The following is an 18,616-nucleotide window of genomic DNA, read 5'->3' on the forward strand; positions in this document are numbered from 1 at the left end:
CCCCCGCACCCGGGGCACGACAGGCGAGCCCGCCCCCACCACGGCGTCCGCGACGGCATGCCTCGGCGCGCCGCAGCGCGGCGGCGCGGCCCGCGGTACGGACCCGCGGCGACCCCGGCGCGGACGGCGGCTGACGGGCCGTCAGGCCAGCGGCGGCGCCGGGCTCAGGTCGGCGCTCAGGTCGGTGAGGATCTCGCGGGCCGCCCGGGTGCCGGAGGCCAGTGCGCCCTGGACGGAGCCGGTGGCCCGGTGGTCGCCGCAGAGGTAGCGGCCGGGGGCCTGGCGGGTGGTGCGGGTCAGCCGCCAGGGCGGGGGCATCGCGGGCAGCGCCTGGGGGACGCGGTACTCGGCGAGCGGCTCCCACTCGGCCGTGTCCGTTTCATACAGCTCGGCGAGGCTGCGGCGCACCTCCGCCTCGGACGGCACGCCGGAGGTGCCGAGGACCGAGGTGGACACCAGGGCGCGGCGGTCGGGACTGTAGGTGGGGGCGACCTCGCTCAGCACGACCGTGTTCAGCACGCGCCGCGCGGTGTCGGTGAGCAGGGTGGGTTCGGCCAGCGGCGAGGTCGGGGCGGCGTGGTAATAGGTGGTGACCGAGCGGGTCGGCGCCAGCGGCAGGTCCGGCAGCAGATCCGCGGCGGCCGCCGGCCCGGTGGCCACCACCACGGCGGGCGCCGCCTCCTCCCGCCCGTCGGCCAGCAGCACCCCGTCGTCGGTCAGCTCGCGTACCGGCGTCTCCAGCCGTACCGCGCCGGGCGGCAGATTCGCGGCGAGCTGCTGCGGCACCGCGCCGATGCCGTCCGCCGGCAGGCAGAGGGTGCCGCGCAGCATCGACCGCCACACCAGGTGGAAGAAGCGGCTGGAGGTCTCGAGCTCGTCCTCCAGGAAGACCCCGGCCAGGAACGGCCGGAAGAGGGTCTCCACCAGGTCGGCCGAGATCCCGGCGTCGGCCAGCGCGGTGAGCGTGGTGCGGTCCGTGGTCTTCTTGATCAGCCGGGGCGGCGTGAGCAGGTCCCGCCCACCGAGGATCGCCAGCGCGGCCAGGTCGCGGGGGGACGCCAGCCGCCCCGGGACCAGGTCCCCCGCGTCGCCCGGCCGCCGCGTCGGGTCGACGAACCGCAGCCGCCCGCGCGGGGTGTGCAGCAGCACTCCGGGCGTGAAGGGCCGGGGCCGCAGCTCCCGCAGCCGCACCCGGCGCTTCACCTGCGGGTAGGAGGTGTTGAACACCTGGAAGCCGCGGTCGAACCGGAAGCCGTCGCGCACATCGGTCCGCATCCGCCCGCCGACCGCGTCGGACGCCTCCAGCACCCGTACGTCGAGACCGGCCGCCGACAGATCTCCCGCACAGGCCAGTCCGGCCAGCCCCGCCCCGACCACCACCACGTCCGCCATGCCGTACTGCGTACCCCCGGGCGGAGCGCGGAAGCGCGCGTCCGCCCCGAGTACCCCCCGGTTGGCGGAGCGGGGCCGCTCCCCGACCGGTCGTGCCCGGCACCCGTGACATTTGTCCTGCCGGCTCGTGGACATTCCCCTCTGCCGCGCCCCCGCGCCGCTCCGTACCGTCGTGGGCATGGCAAGGATGACAGCAGCCGAACGGTTCGGCGCCGGAGATCCACCACCATCGCGCCGCTGCCGACCCGGCGCCCCGGCGAACCCTGGGGAGCGGGTGGGAGCGGGCGGGAGCCGTCCGGACAGGCGTGCCCGCGGTCTCGGTACGGTGGCGGTGCTCGCCGGATGACTGCTGGTTCTGGCCGGTCGCGCCTGCTTCGCGTACAGCCGGCGGAGACAGGGACAGGCACAGAGGCGGAAACGGGGACGGGGATCGCGATGACGGTGAAGGGCGTGGGACTGGGCGCGGTGGACCTGGGCGCGGCGGCCCCTCCGGGAGACGCGTCGGGTGCGCCGGCCGCCTCCGCGGCGGCCAAGGAGCCGAGCTGCCGCCGGAGGTGGTGGCGGGGCGGGGCGGGGCCCGTTCGCGACTTCGACCAGGAGATCGAACGCCTCAAGGGCCCGGACGGCAACGCCCTGATCCCCTGGCTGCTGACGGTCACCGGCCCCACGGCCGACATCCTGAACGGCAAGTGCGCGCTGCCCTGGCTGGCCGGGGCCGGCGTGGTCGCCTTCTGCGTCCTCTACATCAGCACGATCCGTACCGCCTTCTCCCGGCGGTACGGATCGGGCCCGGTGCCCGGCCGGCTGCTGGCTGCGCTGGCCTGCCTCACCTTGGCGCTGGCGATCGGCTACGGCGGCAACTTCATCGTTCTGTTCGTGCTGGTCTCGCTGGGCGTCGGCAGCGTGTCCAGGAGCCGGCAGCGACTCGGGCTGATGCTGATCCCGCTGAGCGTGGCGGCCGGTGTCAGCGCGAGCGTGCACCACGAGGGTTTCTGGAGCACCGCGAGCCTGGCGTACGGCACGTTCCTGTCCGGCCTGGTGGTGTCGGTGATCATCACCCTCTTCCACGCGGTGGCCCAGCTCAAGGACACCCGGCAGCAGTTGGCCCGGGCCGCCGTCGCCGAGGAGCGGATGCGGTTCTCCCGCGACCTGCACGACCTGCTCGGCCACACCCTGTCCGTGATCGTGGTGAAGTCCGAGGCCGCCCGCCGTCTGGCCCCCCGCGACATCGACGCCGCCCTGACCCAGATCGGCGACATCGAGTCGGTGGGCCGCCAGGCCCTGACCGAGATCCGCGAGGCGGTCACCGGCTACCGGGAGGGCAGTCTGTCCACCGAACTCGACCGGGCCCGGTCAGCGCTGACCGCCTCCGACATCGAGGTGGTCGTCCAGGAATCCGGCCCCCCGCTCCCGCCGCAGACCGAGGCACTGCTCGGCTGGGTGGTCCGTGAGGGCGTCACGAACGTCGTCCGCCACAGCGGCGCCTCCCGCACCCGTATCGACCTGAGCAGCGCCGGCGGCCGGGCCCACCTGACCATCACCGACAACGGCTGCGGCTCCCCCGCGCCCGCGCCCGCGCCTGCCCCGCCCCACACCGGCACCGGCACCGGCACCGGCCTGCGCGGCCTGACCGAACGCCTCGCCGCGGCCGGCGGCTCCCTCTCCTGCGGCCCGGCCCCGGGCGGCGGCTTCCGCGTCGCAGCGGTCCTCCCGGTGGAGGAGGAGAGCCCGGTGGAGGAGGAGACCCCGGCCTGATCGGCGTCCTCCCGAGCGGTCGGATCGGCCGGTGCCCCCGACAATGGAAGGGAGGGGCCCGCGGGCCGGGCCCCGGCCGGCGACGGGCGGCTCACACCAGGCGCCCGCCCGCACCGTGAGCCGAATCCCCTGTGGCCCCGTCCGCGCAGACCGCACCCCGGACCCGCAATCCCGGGAGGATCCCCATGACCGGACCCACACCGCCCCCCAGCGGCCCCGTAGACCTCGAAGGCCAGCACCAGCGGCCGTTTGCCGAACACCTGGCCATGGCCAGAGCTTTTCCCGGTGGCGGGAAGATGACGGTCGGGGCCATCACGCCGCTGGAGGGCTACAGCGGTCCGGTGCCGACACTGACCCGGCACACCGAGATGGTCCAGCGGGCGGAGCGGGCCGGCTTCGCGTCGGTGTGGGTGCGGGACGTGCCGCTGCTGGATCCGCAGTTCGGCGACGCCGGCCAGGTCCTCGACCCCTGGGTCTACCTGGGCCATCTCGCCGCCGGCACCAGTGCGGTCACGCTCGGTACGGCCAGCGCCGTGCTCCCGCTCCGGCACCCCCTGCACACCGCCAAGGCTGCCGCCTCGGTGGACCAGCTGTCCGGCGGGCGGCTGCTGCTCGGCGTCGCCACCGGGGACCGGCCGGTCGAGTTCCCGGCCTTCGGGCAGGACATCGAGGCCCGCGCCGAGACCTTCCGCCAGTCACTGGCCTACTTCCGGGCGGCGCTGGAGACCCGTTTCCCCGACATCGACTCACCGCTCGGCCGGATGCAGGGCACCGACCTGCTGCCCAAGCCGGTGCACGGGCGGATCCCGGTGCTGATGACCGGGCGCGGCCGGCAGGAGGTCGACTGGATCGCCGCGAACACCGACGGCTGGCTGTACTACACCCCGCCGTTCCAGGAGCAGGCGGAGAACATCCGCAGGTGGCGCGAGCTGACCGGCGAGGACGCCGGCGACGGCAGCCGCGGCTTCAAGCCGTACGCCCAGGCCACCTCCCTGGATCTGAGTGAGAACCCGCTGGCGCTTCCCCGCCGCATCCACCAGGGCTACGCGGTGGGCCGCACGACCTTCCTGGAGATGCTGCACGCCTGGCAGGGCATGGGCGTCGACCAGCTGATGATCAACTTCAAGCAGAGCCGCCGCCCGGTCGCCGAGGTGATCGACGAGCTGGCCGAGTACGTACTGCCGGACTTCCCGCCCGGCCGCACGGCGGAACCCCAGAAGGGCCGACGCTCCAAAGTGCGGCCGGGGGTGTGAGCCGGGTGCGGGCGGGCCGTCCGATCGGGGCTCGGGGCTACGAGATCACCTGGAGATACTCGTGGCCGATCTGCGACATCGCGTTGGAGAACTCCTCCTCGCCGGCCGCCTCGCGCAGCGTCGCCAGCACGGCCCGGATGCCCCGGTCGCTCTCGGGCTCGGACAGGCCGACCCGCTCCTGGATCCGGCGCACCGCCTCGTAGAGCGGGATCCGCTCCTGGCGCTTGACCCCTTCACGGACATACCCGGCCAGTTCTTCGGGCAATTCGACGGAGAAGTCGCGCGCCTCGCCGGAACTGAGCATGTGGCCCAGAAGCTCAACAGTGGCTCGGCTGAGGTCGGCGGCTTCCTCACGCGAGAGACCCGTGCGCGTGACCACCGCCTGAACGAATTCCGGGAAGTCCATCGATCGCCCTCTTCTCGGTGGAGGAATGCGCGAGCGCCCCCGCCCCTTCACCCGCACCTGCCCGCCGGCGCTCCCCGCGCTCAAGCAGGCTCTGACCATGGTTGCACCCCGTCGCGGGACGCGCGCTTCGTGAGCCACCAAGCGGTGGTCGACGCGATCACGACGGCGCCCACGGCGACCGTCACCGAGATACGGAGGGGGCCCTGGGCGCGTCGGGCCCGGACGGCGCCGTTGGACTGCCAGGACAGGACCGAATGGTTGGACTGCCCGGACAGCGCGGAGGAGAACGACTGGAACGAGCCCGCCGAGAAGGCCGACATCGCCGACGCGAAGGAGCCGATCGAGGCGAAGGACGCGCATGAGCCGATGGACAGGGCGGACCCCGTCGAGCCGATCGACAGCACCGACTCCGATGAGCAGATGGACAACACCGAGTTGCGGGAGCGCACCGACCATCGCGAGGGCATGCCGCCATTCTTCACGGCGGCGGGCCTCAGGCGGGGAGGTTCCCGGACTTCACCTCGGCGAGGAAGGCGGCCCAGGCCGCCGGGGTGAAGGCGAGGGCCGGACCCTCGGGGTCCTTGGAATCCCGGACCGGGACGAGGCCGGGGACGCCGGCCGCGACCTCGACGCAGTCACCGCCGTTGCTACTGCTGTAGGAGGACTTTCGCCATGCCGCTGCCGGCAGGCCGTGTGCGGTGCTCATGGGCTCAGATCCTTCAGAGTGGAATGGATCAGGTCACGTGACGCGCCAGGGGAGAGCGCCATGGCGGTGAGGAGATCATAGACCCGCAGCGCCGCCTTCACGTCGGCTGGATCGGCCAGAATGTGGCCCCGGCTGAAGCCATCCATGTAGACGACATCCGGCCCCTCATCCATCGTCAGTGCGGCGAACGGCCCCTCCAGCCCGGCATGAACGCCCACGGAGAACGGAACCACCTGGATGACCGTGCTGGGGATATCGCCCTCCTCCAGCAGCCTCTCGAGTTGCTCGGCAAAGACCGCGCGACTCCCGAGTTGACGGCGCAGCACGTTCTCGTCCAGCACCACCCAGAGCTCCGGCGGCTTATCCCGGGCGAGGATGCGCTGCCGTTGCAGCCGGGCCGCGACCATGTGCTCGACGCTTTCCGCGCTCCGCCGGACCGCCCCCAGCACGGCGCGGGCGTATGCCTCCGTCTGCAGCAAGCCCGGCACCACCTGCACCTGGAAGGACCGGATCCCCATCGCGACCGCCTCCAACTCCACGAACGGCCGGAACCATGACGGATACGCGTACTTGATGATCAGCGGCCACAGCCGTACGAATCTGCCGCCCGCCGTCGGGAAAACCCGGTCGCACGCCTCCGCGAAGTCCAGCGCCGGCAGGCGCTCGCCCTGCTCGATCTTGGCGACCAGCGAGTAGCCGCAGTGGGCGGCCTTGCCGAGATCGGCGCGGGAGATGCCCAACCGCTCGCGCTCGATGCGTACTTCCTTGCCGAAATGCCGTAGCGGCGACATCGCGGGATCGGTCAGATCGGGATGCTCGGTTGTGACACTCATCAGGCTCGCCTCCAGAGCGTGTGAGACAGGTGGCAGCGTCCATCCGACGGGCCTACCACTCTCCGTCGTCGCGCGACAGCCTAGGAGCAGCCAGCCGGGCACGGCATGCGATTCGGAGAGGTTCATCACATGGAAGTACAGGCAGGGGCGGTGGTCTCCCACCATGAACCCCCGTCACCGCCACGGCCCTACACCCCGCCGCAGCGGCTGTGGCCCGCCACTGCCCGGGGGGTGAACCAGGCTCGCCACACGCTCGCACAAAAGCTCGCCGACTGGCTCCTGCCCGAACTGACCGATGCGGCCTCGCTGGTGCTGGCGGAGCTGATGAGCAACGCGCAGAAGCACGGGCGCGTGGACGGCCGTTCCATCGGTGTCAGCGTCACCCGGGTCGCCGCCGGCGTCCTGATCGAGGTCCACGACGCCCGCGCCGAACGCCTGCCGACCGTGGTCACCGCGTCCCCGACCGACGTGGGCGGTCGCGGCCTCGCGATCGTGGACGCGATCACCGAGCAGCAGTGGGGCGTGATCGAACGCGAGGGCCCCGGCAAGGTCGTCTGGGCGCTGTGCCGCGCCACTTGACCCCCACGTCGACAGCGAGCATCACCTGTGCGGCACTCGACACCGCCCGACAACTCAGTGGAGCGCTATCGCGGTTCGCGCCGCGTCGAGGATCACGTGCGCGCCTTGTTCGATGAATTCGGCGGCCAATGTCGAACCGAGCTTTTCGGGGTCGGCCGCCGGTCCGGTTCGGCCGCCCGAAATGCGCTCGGTGCCGTCCAGCGACGTCACTTGCCCGAACAGTCGCAAGTCTCCGCCCGGCATCGCCTCGGCATAAGCACCCACCGGCACGCTGCATCCGCCGTGCAACTCGGCGAGGAATGCGCGCTCTGCCCGCACCCGGGCGTCGACCGTGGTGTCGCCCGCGGTGGAAAGGACCGCGCGTACGGCCGCGTTGTCCTCGCGGACCTGGATCCCCAATGCGCCCTGACCGGGGCTCGGCGGGAACAGGTCGAGCGGCAGCACCTCACCGATGGCGTCGTCCAGGCCGAGCCGGCGGAGCCCTGCCACCGCGAGGACAACCGCATCCAGACCTTCCGTCTCGATCTTCTTCAGGCGAGGCGGGACGTTCCCACGAATCGGAACGATCCGCAGATCAGGCCGTACCGCGAGGAGTTGCGCGACTCGGCGAGGGGCGCCCGTGCCGACTTTCGCGCCCTTCCGCAATCCGGCGAGCGTCGAGCCGCAGAGGGCATCGGCCACGTCTTCCCGTCCGGGCGGCGGAAGCAGCACCAGGCCGGGGGGATGGGACGTCGGAAGGTCCTTCAGCGAGTGGACGACCACGTCCACGTCACCCCGCGACAAGGCCGCTTCCTGTTCCGTACTGAATGCCGATCCACCGGTGACCGCCGTCACCTTGGAGATCCGCGACTTACGGTCTCCGTCGCCTCCTTCCAGAATCACCCGATGCGTAAAGGTGACATCAGGGAAGCGCTCGCGCAGAGGACGCAGGTATTCCCGCACTTGCGCTTTCGCGAGGCTGCTGGCGCGCGAGCCGACGAGAAAATGAGCCACGGTGACCGACTCCCCGAGCCTGAAGGCGATGCACGCCAGATTACGCGCCCTGGCGAACTGTTTTTACGGACACGACGTCGGAACAACCGGCTCGCCGCTGCCCGTGTCCATCTGCCGCTCCCCCGCACCCGGTTGCCAACCGGTGTCACACATCGAGTCTCCGGTGTGTCATCGAGGGGAATCACATCCCACAACGGAGTGCTCAGCCACGCAATTCCCCACAGAAGCGGAGAAATCGTGTTAGCCGCCTATGTCACGGTCACCATCCTCGGCGCGGTCTTCAATGGTGCCGCCTCGGTCACCTACCTGATCGGCCATGAATACCCCAAGGCTCAGGTGGACATGAAGGGCCTGTCCCGGACATGGGTACCGGTGCTGGGCACGCTGCTGGCAGCGGGCACCGTGGGACTGCTGGCCGGGCTCGCCGTGCCGCTCCTGGGGACCCTCGCCGCCGCCGGCCTGGTGCTGTACTTCATCGGCGCCATCATCGCCCACCTGCGGGTGGGCTCCCGCGACATCGCAGGCGGAATCGTGTTTCTCCTCACCGCGGTGGCCGCCCTGGTGCTGGGCCTGCTCCATCACGGTGCCTGGTGACCCGCTGACCCGCTGACCCGCTGTGAGCGCTCTGCCCACCGGGCGGCGTTCCGCGGTAGAACCGGAGCGTGCGGGTCGAGCCGCTCGGGCCGGCCGAGCCTGTCGGCGATCTGCTGCGGCTCCACCGGGAGGCCGGCATCCAACTGCGGCTTCTCGACACCCTCCCGGACTTCTGGGACGCGGTGATCACCAGCACGCTGGGATTCAGCGGCATCCGGCTGCGGAACGCGATCAGGCCCGGCGGCGGGCCCCGGATCGCGGCCGGGGAGCCGACCCGGTGGCCGCCCCGCCCCGCCGGGGCCCCCGGCTAGTCTCGGGGCATGACCGACATCGCAGGTGAGCCGTCCGGGCCCGCGATCCGTGTGCTGCTCGCGGAGGACCAGGGCATGATGCGCGGCGCGCTCGCCCTGCTGCTCGATCTGGAGGACGACATCGAGGTGGTCGCCCAGGTGCCGGCCGGCGACCGGATCGTGCCGGAGGCGTTGGCGGCGCGGCCGGATGTCGCGCTGCTGGACATCGAACTGCCGGGCCGCAGCGGGCTGGACGCCGCCGCCGAGCTGCGGGAGCGGCTGCCGGCCTGCAAGGTGCTGATCCTGACGACGTTCGGGCGGCCCGGCTATCTGCGGCGGGCGATGGAGGCGGGGGCGGCCGGATTCCTGGTCAAGGACGGGCCGGTGGAGGAGTTGGCGGACACCATCCGCCGGGTGCTGCGCGGGGAGCGGGTGATCGATCCGGCGCTGGCCGCCGCCGCGTTGAGCGCGGGACCGAGCCCGCTGACCCCGCGCGAGCAGGACGTGCTCAACGCGGCGGCCGACGGCGCGACCGTCGCGGACATCGCCGGCCGGGTGTTCCTGTCGGAGTCGACCGTGCGCAACTACCTGTCGGCCGCGATCGGCAAGACCGGCACCCGCAACCGGATGGAAGCGGTCCGGACGGCCCGCCAGAACGGCTGGCTGTAGGAAAGCGGACCGCTGCGCGCACCCTGCCCACCGCCGGGGCCCGGCTACGCCACCCGCACCACCGGCTTGGGTGTCGGATTGGGCAGCAGGAGGATCAGGCAGCTGCCGGCTGCCAGGAACGCCGCGCCGAGCAGGAAGGCCGTCGCGTAACCCGAGGTGAGCGCCTGGGCGGTGACCGGGCCGGAGCCGCTGCGGGCGGAGATGCGGTCGGCTGCCACCGTGGCCAGGACGGTCAGGCCGAGTGCGCCGCCCAGTTGGCGGGAGGTGTTGAGCAGGCCGGAGACCAGGCCCTGTTCGCCGAGGCCGACGCCGGAGGTGGCCGCCGCCGCGATCGGGGTCATCAGCAGGCCCGCGCCGAACATGGTGAGCATGCCGGGGCCGAGGATGGTGCCGGCGAAGGTGCCGTGCGCGGTCAGGGTGCTCTGCCAGGCCAGGCCGGCCGCCGCGGTGAGGCCGCCGGCCAGGCCGATCAGCCGCGCGTCCAGGTGTCCCATCAGCCGGGGGGCCAGTTTGGAGCCGATGATGATGCAGACGGTGTGCGGCAGGAAGGACAGGCCGGTCCGCACCGGGCTGTAGTGCAGCACGTTCTGCATGTAGAGGGACAGGAAGTACCAGGTGGAGAAGGTCGCGGCGCCACTGGCGAGCAGCACCGTGTTGGCCGCGGACACCGAGCGGACCGTGAACAGGCGCAGCGGCATGAGGGGTTGGTCGGTACGGGCCTCCACGGTGATGAACAGCGCGAGGACGGCGAGCCCGCCGAGGATCGGTCCGAGCGACCGCGCCGAGGTCCAGCCGTGCGACTCGGTCTCGGCGATGCCGTAGGCGAGGGCGGCGACTCCGGTGGTCACCAGGACCGCGCCGGGTATGTCGAGTTTGCGGCCGGAGGCGGCCCGGCTCTCGGTGAGGCACCAGGCGGCGCACCCCAGCACCAGAGCGCCGACCGGCACGTTGACCAGCAGAACCCAGCGCCAGGACAGGTAGTCGGTGAGCAGTCCGCCGACCAGGGCGCCCGCCGCGCCGCCACCCGCGCCGACCGCGCTCCAGGTGCCGATCGCCCGGATCCGGGCCGGGCCTTCGGGGAAGGACGTGGTGAGGATGGACAGCGTGGTGGGGGCGAGCACCGCGGAGCCGAGGCCCTGCACGGCGCGGGCGCTGATCAGCATCCACGAGTCCTGGGCGAGCCCGCCGGCCAGGCTGGCCAGGGTGAAGACGGCCAGGCCGGTGAGGAAGACGCGCTTGCGGCCGTAGAGGTCGGCGGCCCGGCCGCCGAGCAGCAGGAAACCGGCGAAGGTGAGCGCGTAGGCGTTGACCACCCATTGCTGGCCGCTCTCGCTGAGTCCGAGGGCCGTCCGCATCGAGGGCAGCGCCACATTGACCACCGACACGTCCAGGACCACCAGGAACTGCCCGGCGCAGACCGCCAGCAGGACGGCCCAGGCCGGCGACACCCCGGACCTCCGGCCGTATCGTCCGCGTCCGGTGGGTGTGCGCTGTCCTACGAGTTCGGTCATGGCCCCCATGCTGCCGTCCGCATCGGACCGGGGCTATCGGGATTTTGTCCTACACCGGCCGGGACGGCCGCACCGGGCGGCCGGCCCGGGCCCAGCTCGCCGGCCGGCCGGCCCTTCGGCGGGTGCGGGGCGGTGGCCCGGGGGCGGGCGGCGGGTTCGTAGGGTGGGCGCCATGACCGATGTGCTCGCGGCGTTCGAGGCCGCCAAGGGTTTCATGCCGCTGGACGAGGGGCTGGCCCTGTACGCCGCCGCGCGGGAGGCCGCGGCCGGTCTGGGGCTGCCGCTGCTGGAGGTGGGTACGTACTGCGGGCGCTCGACGCTGCTGCTGGCGGACGCCGCCGCGAGCGCCGGCACGGTCGCGGTCACGGTGGACCACCACCGGGGCAGCGAGGAGCAGCAGCCGGGCTGGGAGTACCACGACAGCTCGCTCGTCGACCCGGCCACCGGTCGGACGGACACCCTGCCCGAATTCCGCCGGACGCTCTTCGCGGCCGGCCTGGAGGAGTACGTGGTCGCGATCGTGGGGCGGTCGCCGCAGGTCGCGAAGCTGTGGCGGCAGCCGCTCGGCCTGGTCTTCATCGACGGCGGGCACACCGACGAGCATGCCGGCGCCGACTATGAGGGGTGGGCGCCGTTGGTCGCGGTGGGCGGTCTGCTGGTGATCCACGATGTGTTCCCGGACCCGGCGGACGGCGGGCAGGCGCCGTACCGGATCCATCAGCGGGCCCTGGCGTCGGGGGTGTTCACCGAGGTGTCGGCGCTGCGCTCGCTGCGGGTGCTGCGCCGGGCCGCGGGCGACCTCACGGTGTGACCGCGCCCTGTCCGTTCCCAGTCCGATCCCTGTCCGTTCCCAGTCCGGTCCCTGTCCGATCCCTGTCGGGGTCCGTGTCCGGCGGGCCCGGCCCGAAGTCCGCGGCGGGCGCGGTCGCGGGCTCGCGGCCTGGCATCCTCCCGGGGGCGATGCGGGCGCCCAGGGAGGGCGGATAGAGTCACGGGCGTGTTCAGCAACGAGTCACGCGGGGGCGGACGCGGCGCTCCCCTCCTCATCGCGGTGGCCGCGACGGCAGCGTGCCTCGCGGGCTGCGGCTCCGGCTCCGCTTCCGGGCATCCGGACGCCGGTTCGGTCGGCAGCCTGCAGACGGCCACCGCGGACGGTGCGCGGCCGGCCACCGGAAAGCCGACAGCGACGGCCGCACGACCCTCGGCCGGCGGGAGACCCACCGCTTCCGGCCGGACCGCAGAAACGCTTCCGCTGGCCGGCCGGGTGATCGTCATCGACCCGGGCCACAATCCGACCAACTACGAGCACACCGCCGAGATCAACCGCAAGGTGAACGTCGGCAACGGCCGCAAGGAGTGCGACACCACCGGCACCGAGACCAACGCCGGCTACCCGGAGGCCCAGTACACCCTGGACGTCTCCCGCCGGGTGCGCGCGCTGCTGACCGCCCGCGGGGCGAAGGTGATCCTGACCCAGGACGGCAACCGGGCGTACGGCCCCTGCGTGGACGAGCGCGCCCGGATCGGCAACCAGGCGCGCGCCGACGCGGCGTTGTCGATCCACGCGGACGGCGCCCCGACGGCGGACTACGGCTTCCATGTGATCGCACCCACGTCGATGCACGTCGGCGGCGCGGACACCCGGGCGATCGCCGCCCCCTCCTACCGGCTGGCCACCACGCTGCGCGCGGCCTTCGCCGCCGCGACCAAGGAGCCGTTCGCCGACTACCTCGGCGGCGGCAAGGGATTGATGGTCCGCAGCGACCTCGGCGGCCTCAACATGTCCACGGTCCCGAAGGTGTTCATCGAGTGCGGCAACATGCGCAACGCCCACGACGCCAAGGCGTTGACGGACCCCGCCTGGCGGCAGGACGCTGCGCTGGGCATCGCCGACGGCCTGACCACGTTTGTCGAGGACGCGTCCCGAGGCAAGGGGTGACCCGAGGGGTGACACGACGGTAGCGGTCCGGTAGGGATCGTGCACCAATGGTCACACTCCCTGCCCCCGGCCATGATCACCGCCGTACCATGGGGCACCGCCCAGCTCCGTAACCACCGAACGAACCGAACTACGAAGGACAGGACCTGACGTGAACATCCGCTCCCTGACCCGAGGTGACGGCGCGGTGATCGGAGCAGCGGTGCTGCTCCTGATCGCCTCGTTCCTGCCGTTCTTCAGCTACAAAGTGTCCTTCGCGGGCGCGGAGTCCTCCCGGAACCTGTGGCACTCGGACTTCTTCCCCACCCTGCCGTCGGTGACGCTGGCCGCGCTGGTGGCCGCTGCCGCCGTCTTCCTGGCGCGCTCGGGGCAGTTCGCCGGCCGCCAGCTGCTGGGCCTGAGCCTTGAGCAGTGGGCCGTGGCGATCTCCCTGTTCGTCGGCTGGACGGCCGTGTGGGCCACGCTGTTCGACAACCCGGACGGTCTCAGCAAGGGCGCGGGCAACTGGCTCACGCTGCTCTTCGGCGTGGTCATCGCCGTCGCCGCCCCGCTGTCCAACCGGCTGCCCGCGCTGAAGGCGCCGCTGCTGCCCGCTCCGAAGCCGGCCGCCGCCCAGCCGTACGGGACCGGCGCCTCGCTGCCCGGCCAGGCGCAGCCGTACGGGGCCGGTCCGCAGCAGGCCGGTTACGGCTACCCGGGCGGCGCGCAGTCCGTCGACCCGTCCTACGGCCACGGTGGCCAGCAGCAGGCGCCCTACGGTGCCGCCGCCCCGCAGCAGGCCGCCGCGGCTCCCGCGCCGAGCAGTGACTTCACCGCCTTCTGGTTCGCGGTGCCGGTGCCGCGCCCGCTGTACTCGGAGGACGGCACGGGCAACCAGATCGCCGAACTCACCCCCGGCACGTGGTACTTGGCGGTGGACCAGCACGGGCCCTCGCTGATCGCCCAGACCCAGGACGGGCGGCGCGGTGTGCTGCAGGACAGCAGCGGCATCCAGCGCGGCTGACAGCTGGCGGCTGACCCTCCGGTCCCGGCCGACTCCTGATTCCGGCGGCCGGCCACCCCGTACCTCGGGGGTGGCCGGCCGCCGTCGTCGTGCCGCGTCCGAGGTCCGTCGGTCCGGGGGGCGCTCTGCGATGCGAGCTGCGCTTTTCTCGCCACCCGGCGCGCGTTTCAATCACTCTTTCGGGGCAATGCGTTGGTCATGGCCAGACGGTATGGCGGCAACCCCGCCGCGGTGATCATTCTCATCGCCGCAGACATCGCTGCATTGATCCTGATCCTTTGGATCCTTTTCTTCGTCTTCGACGCCAACCGCGCGAACGACTTGGTCGACTGGGTTCACCACTCGGCCAACTGGCTGGCGGGATGGTCGAAGGACCTCTTCACCGTGCACAACCTCAAGTGGCGCACGGTTCTCAACTACGGTCTGCCGGCAGCGGTGTACCTGCTGGTCGCGCACGCCATCGCGGGCCGGGTGAACCGGGCCTGACAGTTCGCCTTTTTTGCTCAGCAGCAGTCGGGCGCCAAGCCGTCCGGCAGCCTCTCGCCACCGAAGACGGCGGTGGTCGCCTCGTCCCCCCCGAGCGCGGCCACCGCCAATATCATGGCGCCCGCCGTCCAGGTGGTGCGCTCGACCGGCCACACCTCGCGGTTCTCGAACTCGTAGCCCGTCCAGTACAGGCCGTCGTCGGCCCGTAGGTGCTGGATGTCGGCAAGGATCCGCACCGCCCGGTCCGACTCCCCCACCGCCCACAGCGCCAGGGCGAGTTCGGCGCTCTCGCCGCCGGTCACCCAGGGGTTGGGCAGCACACAGCGGACCCCGAGGCCGGGGACGACGAAGCGTGCCCAGCCCTCCTCGATCCGGGCCAGGGCCCGCGGCCCGCGCAGCGCTCCGGCCAGTACCGGGTAGTACCAGTCCATCGAGTAGCGGCTCTTGTCCAAGAACCGCTCCGGATGGCGCCGGATCGCGTGGCCGAGCGCGCCGGCCGCCAACTCCCAGTCGGGCTGCGGCTCCTCACGGTGCTCGGCGATGGCCAGCGCGCAACGCAGCGCGTGCTGGACCGACGAACTCCCGGTCAGCAGCGCGTCGGTGACCGCCCGGCCGCCCGATTCCCGCTTCCAGCCGATCTGCCCGCCCGGCTGCTGGAGCGCCAGCACGAACTCGACGGCCGCGCAGACCTGCGGCCACATCCGGTCCAGGAACGCGTCGTCGCCGGTGGCCAGGTAGTGGTGCCAGATGCCGACCGCCGGATAGGCGCAGAAGTTGGACTCCCGGCCCCGGTCGGTGGGCCGTTCCGGGTCGCCGTCCTGATAGCCGGCGTACCAGGAGCCGTCGGGGTTCTGGTGCCGGGCCAGCCAGCGGTACGCCGCCTCGGCCCGGTCGTGCTCGCCCGCCGCGTCCAGCGCCATGGCCGCCTCGACGTGGTCCCACGGGTCCAGGTGGTGGCCGGGGAACCACGGGATCGCGCCGTTCGGGCGCTGCGCGGCGGCGAGGGCGGCGACGGTCCCGGCGGCCTGGTCGGCGGTGAGCACACCGGGCAGCGCCAGCCGTTCGATGCTGTCGCGGCTGTCCTGGCCCTGGCCCTGCCCCTGGTCGGACCAGGTCACTTGACCGCGCTCTCGGGCAGACGCGGCTTGGTCGCATAGGCCACGAAGCTCTTGCCGATCACCGGGTTGAGCGCCTGTTCCACGGCCCGGGTGGCCAGCGGCTTCTTCATGATGTCCCACACCAGCAGCTTGTGGTACAGCTTCACCGGCAGCGCCTGGTCGTTGTCCACGCCCATCGCGCACTTGAGCCACCAGTAGGGCGCGTGCAGTCCGTGCGCGTGGTGGGTGCCGTACGGTTTCAGGCCCGCCTCGCGCATCTTGCCGAGGAGTTCGTCGGCCCGGTAGATGCGGATGTGGCCGCCCTCGACCTCGTGGTAGGCGTCGGACAGCGCCCAGCAGACCTTCTCCGGCCCGTAGCGCGGCACCGTGACCGCTATCCGGCCGCCGGGCCGCAGCACGCGGACCATCTCGGCGAGCACGCCCTTGTCGTCGGGGATGTGCTCCATCACCTCGGAGATGATCACCACGTCGAAGCTGTCGTCGGGGAAGGGCAGGTGCAGTGCGTCGCCCTCCATGGCGACCGCCGAGGCGCCCTCCGGGGCTTCCCCGGCCTCCGCCATCGCCGCGAACCACTTGGCGACTTCGCGGATCTCCTCGCCGTTGCGGTCCAGGGCGACCACCCGGGCCCCGCGCCGGTAGCACTCGAAGGCGTGCCGCCCGGCGCCGCAGCCGAGGTCCAGCACGCGGTCGCCGGCGGCGAGCGGAAAGCGGGTGAAGTCGACGGTCAGCATCAGCGATTGCTCCCCACGGGCGTTCCCGTTCCGGCGGTGGCGGCTGCCGCGGCGGTTTCGGCGATGGTCTCGACGGCGGTCTCGACGGCGGTTTCCATCGGTGCGGCTTCGGCTTCGGCTGCGGCTGCGGCTGTGACGGCGGGGTCGGCGGCGGGCCGGGCGGCGGACGGGCCGACGGTCCGGGCCGCCGCTGTCCTCCGGGCCGCGGGGGCCTTGCGGGGCGCCGGGCCGCGCTGCGCCGCGATCGCCTCACGGTAGAGCTCCGCGGTGGACTGGGCCGCGCGGGTCCAGGTGAAGCGGGCCAGTACCCGGGCACGGCCGGCCGCGCCGAGGCGGCGGCGCAGTTCACGGTCGCCGAGCAGGCGGTCCAGGGCGGCGGCCAGCGCGCCGGGGTCGCCCGGGGGCACCGCGAGGCAGGTCTCGCCGTCGGGGCCGGCCACCTCGGGGATGGCGCCGCCGGTGGTGGCGACCAGCGGCGTGCCGGTGGCCATCGCCTCCGCGGCGGGCAGCGAGAAGCCCTCGTAGAGCGACGGCACGCAGGCCACCTCGGCGCCGCGGATCAGATCCACCAGTTCCGCGTCGCTGATGCCCTTGACGAACTCGACGGCGCCGGCCAGCCCGCGGGCGGCGATCGCGTCGGCGACCGGGCCCTTGTCGGGACGCTTGCCGACCACCACCAGATGGGCGTCCGGCCGGGACGCCCGCAGCTTCGCCAGCGCTTCGACCAGGAAGACCAGGCCCTTGAGCGGTACATCGGCGCTGGAGGTGGTGACGATCCGCCCGGGCACCTCGGCCACCGCCGGGTCGGGCGAGAACAGCCGGGTGTCGGCGCCGATGTGCACCGCGTGGATCCGGTCGGGCCGTACCCCCAGGTCCTCGGCGATCTCGTCCTTCGACGAGCCGGACACGGTCAGCACCGACGGCAGCCGCCGCGCGACCCGCTTCTGCATGCGCGTGAAGCCGTACCAGCGCCGTACCGAGAGGCGCCGCTTCCAGTGCGGGGCCGCGGCCAGTTCGAGGCGGCGGTCCACCGTGATCGGGTGGTGGATGGTGGTGACCAGCGGCAGTCCGAGGCCCAACAGGCCGTAGCCGAGCGTCTGATTGTCGTGCACCACGTCGAAGTCGCCCCGCCTGGCGGCCAGATGGCGGCGGGCGCGCAGACTGAAGGTGAGCGGCTCGGGAAAGCCGCCGGTCCACATGGTGGCGACCTCCAGCGCGTCGATCCAGTCGCGGTACTCGCCGCGGCCCGGCGTGCGGAACGGGTCGGGCTGCCGGTAGAGGTCGAGGCTCGGCAGTTCGGTGAGGGTCACGCCGGCGCCGACCGCGTCCAGGACCGGATACGGCTGGGCCCCGATCACCTCGACGCGGTGGCCCAGCGCGGCGAGTTCGCGGGACAGGTGCCGGACGTAGACGCCCTGGCCGCCGCAGTAGGGGTTGCCCTTGTAGCTGAGCAGCGCTACGCGCAGTGGCGCGGACGGTGCCGGCGAGGCGGCGGAGGTGCTGGCGGCCCCTGGTGAGGTCACGCAGACCCCCTTCTCGCTGCGGTTGGGCCGGAGCGCAACCGGTCGCGCTAATCTAGAACAAGTTTCAGAGTTGATGGTACAGAAGGCGAATCTACCCGGCGGCGGACGGTCTCCGGGGAGCCCTCCGGGTGATGCGCACCACCCGGCCGACGCGCTGCACGGCACCCGCCGGACCATCACGGACGCGCGCCACGGACGGCGCAGGACAGCGGTGAGGCGGCACGCATGGCAGTACGCACGGCACACACCGGCCCGGGTGCGGGCACGCCCACCGGCCCGGCCGCGGGCGCCGGCGCGAGCGCCCGGAGCGACGCCAAGGCGTCGCCGCTCCCGCTGACCGAGCGCCAGGAGGCCCGCCGCCGCCGCATCCTGGACGCCAGCACCCGGCTCGCCTGCGGGGGCGGCTTCGACGCGGTGCAGATGCGGGAGGTCGCCGAGAGTTCGGGCGTCGCGCTGGGCACCCTCTACCGCTACTTCCCGTCCAAGATCCATCTGCTGGTCGCCACCATGCTGGACCAGCTCGGCCTGCTGCACCTGGCGCTGCGCAAGCGCCCGCCGGCCGCCACCGCGCCCGCCGACCGGGTGGCCGAGACCTTGCTCCGGGCCTTCCGGGCGCTCCAGCGCGAGCCGCAGCTCGCCGACGCGATGGTCAGGGCGCTGATCTTCGCCGACCGGTCGGTGAGCGCCGAGGTGGACACGGTCTCCCGGCTGACCAGGACGATCATCGTGGACGCGATGGGACCGGCCGGCGGCGCCCCGGACGCGGGCCCGGGCGGGGCCTGCCTGTCGGCGGTGCGGGTGATCGAGCACACCTGGCACGCGGCGCTGGTGACCT

At 72.6% G+C, this 18,616-nt stretch carries 21 protein-coding genes; 11 read left to right on the forward strand and 10 right to left on the reverse strand.

The genetic code is table 11. The features are described 5' to 3' along the window. Positions 1-141 precede the first annotated feature (141 nt). Positions 142-1,392: an NAD(P)/FAD-dependent oxidoreductase gene (locus tag GA0115240_RS27705; protein ID WP_093740825.1), complete on the reverse strand. Its 1,251-nt coding sequence runs from the start codon at positions 1,390-1,392 to the stop codon at positions 142-144. A 435-nt stretch (positions 1,393-1,827) separates the two neighbouring features. On the opposite strand from GA0115240_RS27705, the gene GA0115240_RS27710 reads away from it, so the two are divergent. Further along, positions 1,828-3,147, forward strand: coding sequence for a sensor histidine kinase (locus tag GA0115240_RS27710; protein ID WP_093740826.1), 1,320 nt, complete (start codon positions 1,828-1,830; stop codon positions 3,145-3,147). Between the two features lie 185 nt (positions 3,148-3,332). Then, positions 3,333-4,400 carry an LLM class oxidoreductase gene (locus GA0115240_RS27715; protein WP_237555259.1) on the forward strand — a complete coding sequence of 356 codons (1,068 nt, stop codon included), beginning with the start codon at positions 3,333-3,335 and terminating at the stop codon, positions 4,398-4,400. A gap of 37 nt (positions 4,401-4,437) precedes the next feature. Here GA0115240_RS27715 and GA0115240_RS27720 read toward each other — a convergent pair whose 3' ends face one another. The 4 genes from GA0115240_RS27720 to GA0115240_RS27735 all read right to left on the reverse strand — a co-directional run bounded on the left by GA0115240_RS27720 (position 4,438) and on the right by GA0115240_RS27735 (position 6,345). Then, positions 4,438-4,806 carry a DUF2267 domain-containing protein gene (locus tag GA0115240_RS27720; RefSeq protein ID WP_093740829.1) on the reverse strand — a complete coding sequence of 123 codons (369 nt, stop codon included), beginning with the start codon at positions 4,804-4,806 and terminating at the stop codon, positions 4,438-4,440. A gap of 80 nt (positions 4,807-4,886) precedes the next feature. Next, complete coding sequence (locus GA0115240_RS37290; RefSeq protein WP_176725188.1) at positions 4,887-5,273, reverse strand: hypothetical protein; 387 nt, start codon at positions 5,271-5,273, stop codon at positions 4,887-4,889. A 26-nt stretch (positions 5,274-5,299) separates the two neighbouring features. Then, positions 5,300-5,512, reverse strand: a complete 213-nt coding sequence (locus tag GA0115240_RS27730) for a DUF397 domain-containing protein (RefSeq protein WP_093740830.1) — start codon at positions 5,510-5,512, stop codon at positions 5,300-5,302. Further along, positions 5,509-6,345: a helix-turn-helix domain-containing protein gene (locus GA0115240_RS27735; protein ID WP_093740832.1), complete on the reverse strand. Its 837-nt coding sequence runs from the start codon at positions 6,343-6,345 to the stop codon at positions 5,509-5,511. Before GA0115240_RS27735 ends, GA0115240_RS27730 begins: the two co-directional genes overlap by 4 nt. A 129-nt stretch (positions 6,346-6,474) precedes the next feature. Between GA0115240_RS27735 and GA0115240_RS27740 the strand changes: the two genes are divergently transcribed. Further along, positions 6,475-6,924 (forward strand): ATP-binding protein, encoded by a 450-nt coding sequence (locus GA0115240_RS27740; RefSeq protein ID WP_141708985.1) that lies wholly within the window; start codon positions 6,475-6,477, stop codon positions 6,922-6,924. Positions 6,925-6,978: 54 nt separating this feature from the next. On the opposite strand, the gene hemC is transcribed toward GA0115240_RS27740, so the two are convergent. Further along, entirely contained in the window at positions 6,979-7,917 is a 939-nt protein-coding gene (gene hemC / locus GA0115240_RS27745) for a hydroxymethylbilane synthase (protein WP_093740836.1), read from the reverse strand. 237 nt (positions 7,918-8,154) lie between these two features. On the opposite strand from hemC, the gene GA0115240_RS27750 reads away from it, so the two are divergent. From GA0115240_RS27750 to GA0115240_RS27760, 3 genes are all read left to right on the forward strand, one after another. Continuing rightward, positions 8,155-8,511, forward strand: a complete 357-nt coding sequence (locus GA0115240_RS27750) for a DoxX family protein (protein ID WP_093740838.1) — start codon at positions 8,155-8,157, stop codon at positions 8,509-8,511. A gap of 68 nt (positions 8,512-8,579) precedes the next feature. After that, positions 8,580-8,822 (forward strand): DUF6886 family protein, encoded by a 243-nt coding sequence (locus GA0115240_RS35825; protein ID WP_107407222.1) that lies wholly within the window; start codon positions 8,580-8,582, stop codon positions 8,820-8,822. Positions 8,823-8,831: 9 nt separating this feature from the next. Then, positions 8,832-9,470, forward strand: a complete 639-nt coding sequence (locus GA0115240_RS27760; RefSeq protein ID WP_093740840.1) for a response regulator transcription factor — start codon at positions 8,832-8,834, stop codon at positions 9,468-9,470. A gap of 44 nt (positions 9,471-9,514) precedes the next feature. Here the strand turns inward: GA0115240_RS27760 and GA0115240_RS27765 are convergent, their stop codons facing one another. After that, positions 9,515-10,981 (reverse strand): MFS transporter, encoded by a 1,467-nt coding sequence (locus GA0115240_RS27765; protein WP_093740856.1) that lies wholly within the window; start codon positions 10,979-10,981, stop codon positions 9,515-9,517. A gap of 172 nt (positions 10,982-11,153) precedes the next feature. Between GA0115240_RS27765 and GA0115240_RS27770 the strand changes: the two genes are divergently transcribed. The 4 genes from GA0115240_RS27770 to GA0115240_RS27785 all read left to right on the forward strand — a co-directional run bounded on the left by GA0115240_RS27770 (position 11,154) and on the right by GA0115240_RS27785 (position 14,409). Beyond that, positions 11,154-11,792, forward strand: a complete 639-nt coding sequence (locus GA0115240_RS27770; protein ID WP_093740841.1) for a class I SAM-dependent methyltransferase — start codon at positions 11,154-11,156, stop codon at positions 11,790-11,792. Positions 11,793-11,978: 186 nt separating this feature from the next. Further along, positions 11,979-12,920 (forward strand): N-acetylmuramoyl-L-alanine amidase, encoded by a 942-nt coding sequence (locus GA0115240_RS27775; protein WP_256070022.1) that lies wholly within the window; start codon positions 11,979-11,981, stop codon positions 12,918-12,920. A 151-nt stretch (positions 12,921-13,071) separates the two neighbouring features. Beyond that, the gene (locus GA0115240_RS27780; protein ID WP_093740846.1) at positions 13,072-13,923 is read left to right on the forward strand and encodes a hypothetical protein; all 852 of its coding nucleotides are present in this window, start codon (positions 13,072-13,074) and stop codon (positions 13,921-13,923) included. Between the two features lie 198 nt (positions 13,924-14,121). Beyond that, positions 14,122-14,409, forward strand: coding sequence for a hypothetical protein (locus GA0115240_RS27785; protein ID WP_093740848.1), 288 nt, complete (start codon positions 14,122-14,124; stop codon positions 14,407-14,409). Positions 14,410-14,426: 17 nt separating this feature from the next. On the opposite strand, the gene GA0115240_RS27790 is transcribed toward GA0115240_RS27785, so the two are convergent. Genes GA0115240_RS27790 through GA0115240_RS27800 form a run of 3 tightly spaced genes read right to left on the reverse strand, consistent with a single transcriptional unit; the run spans position 14,427 to position 17,781 of the window. Next, on the reverse strand, positions 14,427-15,527 hold the full coding sequence (locus GA0115240_RS27790) for a prenyltransferase (RefSeq protein ID WP_256070023.1): 1,101 nt from the start codon (positions 15,525-15,527) through the stop codon (positions 14,427-14,429). Continuing rightward, on the reverse strand, positions 15,524-16,258 hold the full coding sequence (locus GA0115240_RS27795) for a class I SAM-dependent methyltransferase (protein ID WP_093740850.1): 735 nt from the start codon (positions 16,256-16,258) through the stop codon (positions 15,524-15,526). The genes GA0115240_RS27790 and GA0115240_RS27795 overlap by 4 nt, the downstream gene beginning before the upstream one ends. Further along, on the reverse strand, positions 16,258-17,781 hold the full coding sequence (locus GA0115240_RS27800) for a glycosyltransferase family 4 protein (protein WP_093740852.1): 1,524 nt from the start codon (positions 17,779-17,781) through the stop codon (positions 16,258-16,260). Before GA0115240_RS27800 ends, GA0115240_RS27795 begins: the two co-directional genes overlap by 1 nt. 225 nt (positions 17,782-18,006) lie before the next feature. Here GA0115240_RS27800 and GA0115240_RS27805 point away from each other — a divergent pair. Continuing rightward, the coding region (locus GA0115240_RS27805) for a TetR family transcriptional regulator (protein WP_093740854.1) at positions 18,007-18,616 on the forward strand (610 nt) is incomplete at its 3' end.

The sequence above is a fragment of the Streptomyces sp. DvalAA-14 genome (genome assembly GCF_900091855.1).
Classification (GTDB): domain Bacteria; phylum Actinomycetota; class Actinomycetes; order Streptomycetales; family Streptomycetaceae; genus Actinacidiphila.

Excerpts from the sequence above, each read along its gene's own strand:
- GA0115240_RS27705 (WP_093740825.1), bottom strand. The coding sequence starts at position 1,392 with ATGGCGGACGTGGTGGTGGTCGGGGCGGGGCTGGCCGGACTGGCCTGT.
- GA0115240_RS27710 (WP_093740826.1), top strand. The coding sequence starts at position 1,828 with ATGACGGTGAAGGGCGTGGGACTGGGCGCGGTGGACCTGGGCGCGGCG.
- GA0115240_RS27715 (WP_237555259.1), top strand. The coding sequence starts at position 3,333 with ATGACCGGACCCACACCGCCCCCCAGCGGCCCCGTAGACCTCGAAGGC.
- GA0115240_RS27720 (WP_093740829.1), bottom strand. The coding sequence starts at position 4,806 with ATGGACTTCCCGGAATTCGTTCAGGCGGTGGTCACGCGCACGGGTCTC.
- GA0115240_RS37290 (WP_176725188.1), bottom strand. The coding sequence starts at position 5,273 with ATGCCCTCGCGATGGTCGGTGCGCTCCCGCAACTCGGTGTTGTCCATC.
- GA0115240_RS27730 (WP_093740830.1), bottom strand. The coding sequence starts at position 5,512 with ATGAGCACCGCACACGGCCTGCCGGCAGCGGCATGGCGAAAGTCCTCC.
- GA0115240_RS27735 (WP_093740832.1), bottom strand. The coding sequence starts at position 6,345 with ATGAGTGTCACAACCGAGCATCCCGATCTGACCGATCCCGCGATGTCG.
- GA0115240_RS27740 (WP_141708985.1), top strand. The coding sequence starts at position 6,475 with ATGGAAGTACAGGCAGGGGCGGTGGTCTCCCACCATGAACCCCCGTCA.
- GA0115240_RS27760 (WP_093740840.1), top strand. The coding sequence starts at position 8,832 with ATGACCGACATCGCAGGTGAGCCGTCCGGGCCCGCGATCCGTGTGCTG.
- GA0115240_RS27765 (WP_093740856.1), bottom strand. The coding sequence starts at position 10,981 with ATGACCGAACTCGTAGGACAGCGCACACCCACCGGACGCGGACGATAC.
- GA0115240_RS27770 (WP_093740841.1), top strand. The coding sequence starts at position 11,154 with ATGACCGATGTGCTCGCGGCGTTCGAGGCCGCCAAGGGTTTCATGCCG.
- GA0115240_RS27785 (WP_093740848.1), top strand. The coding sequence starts at position 14,122 with ATGGCCAGACGGTATGGCGGCAACCCCGCCGCGGTGATCATTCTCATC.
- GA0115240_RS27795 (WP_093740850.1), bottom strand. The coding sequence starts at position 16,258 with ATGCTGACCGTCGACTTCACCCGCTTTCCGCTCGCCGCCGGCGACCGC.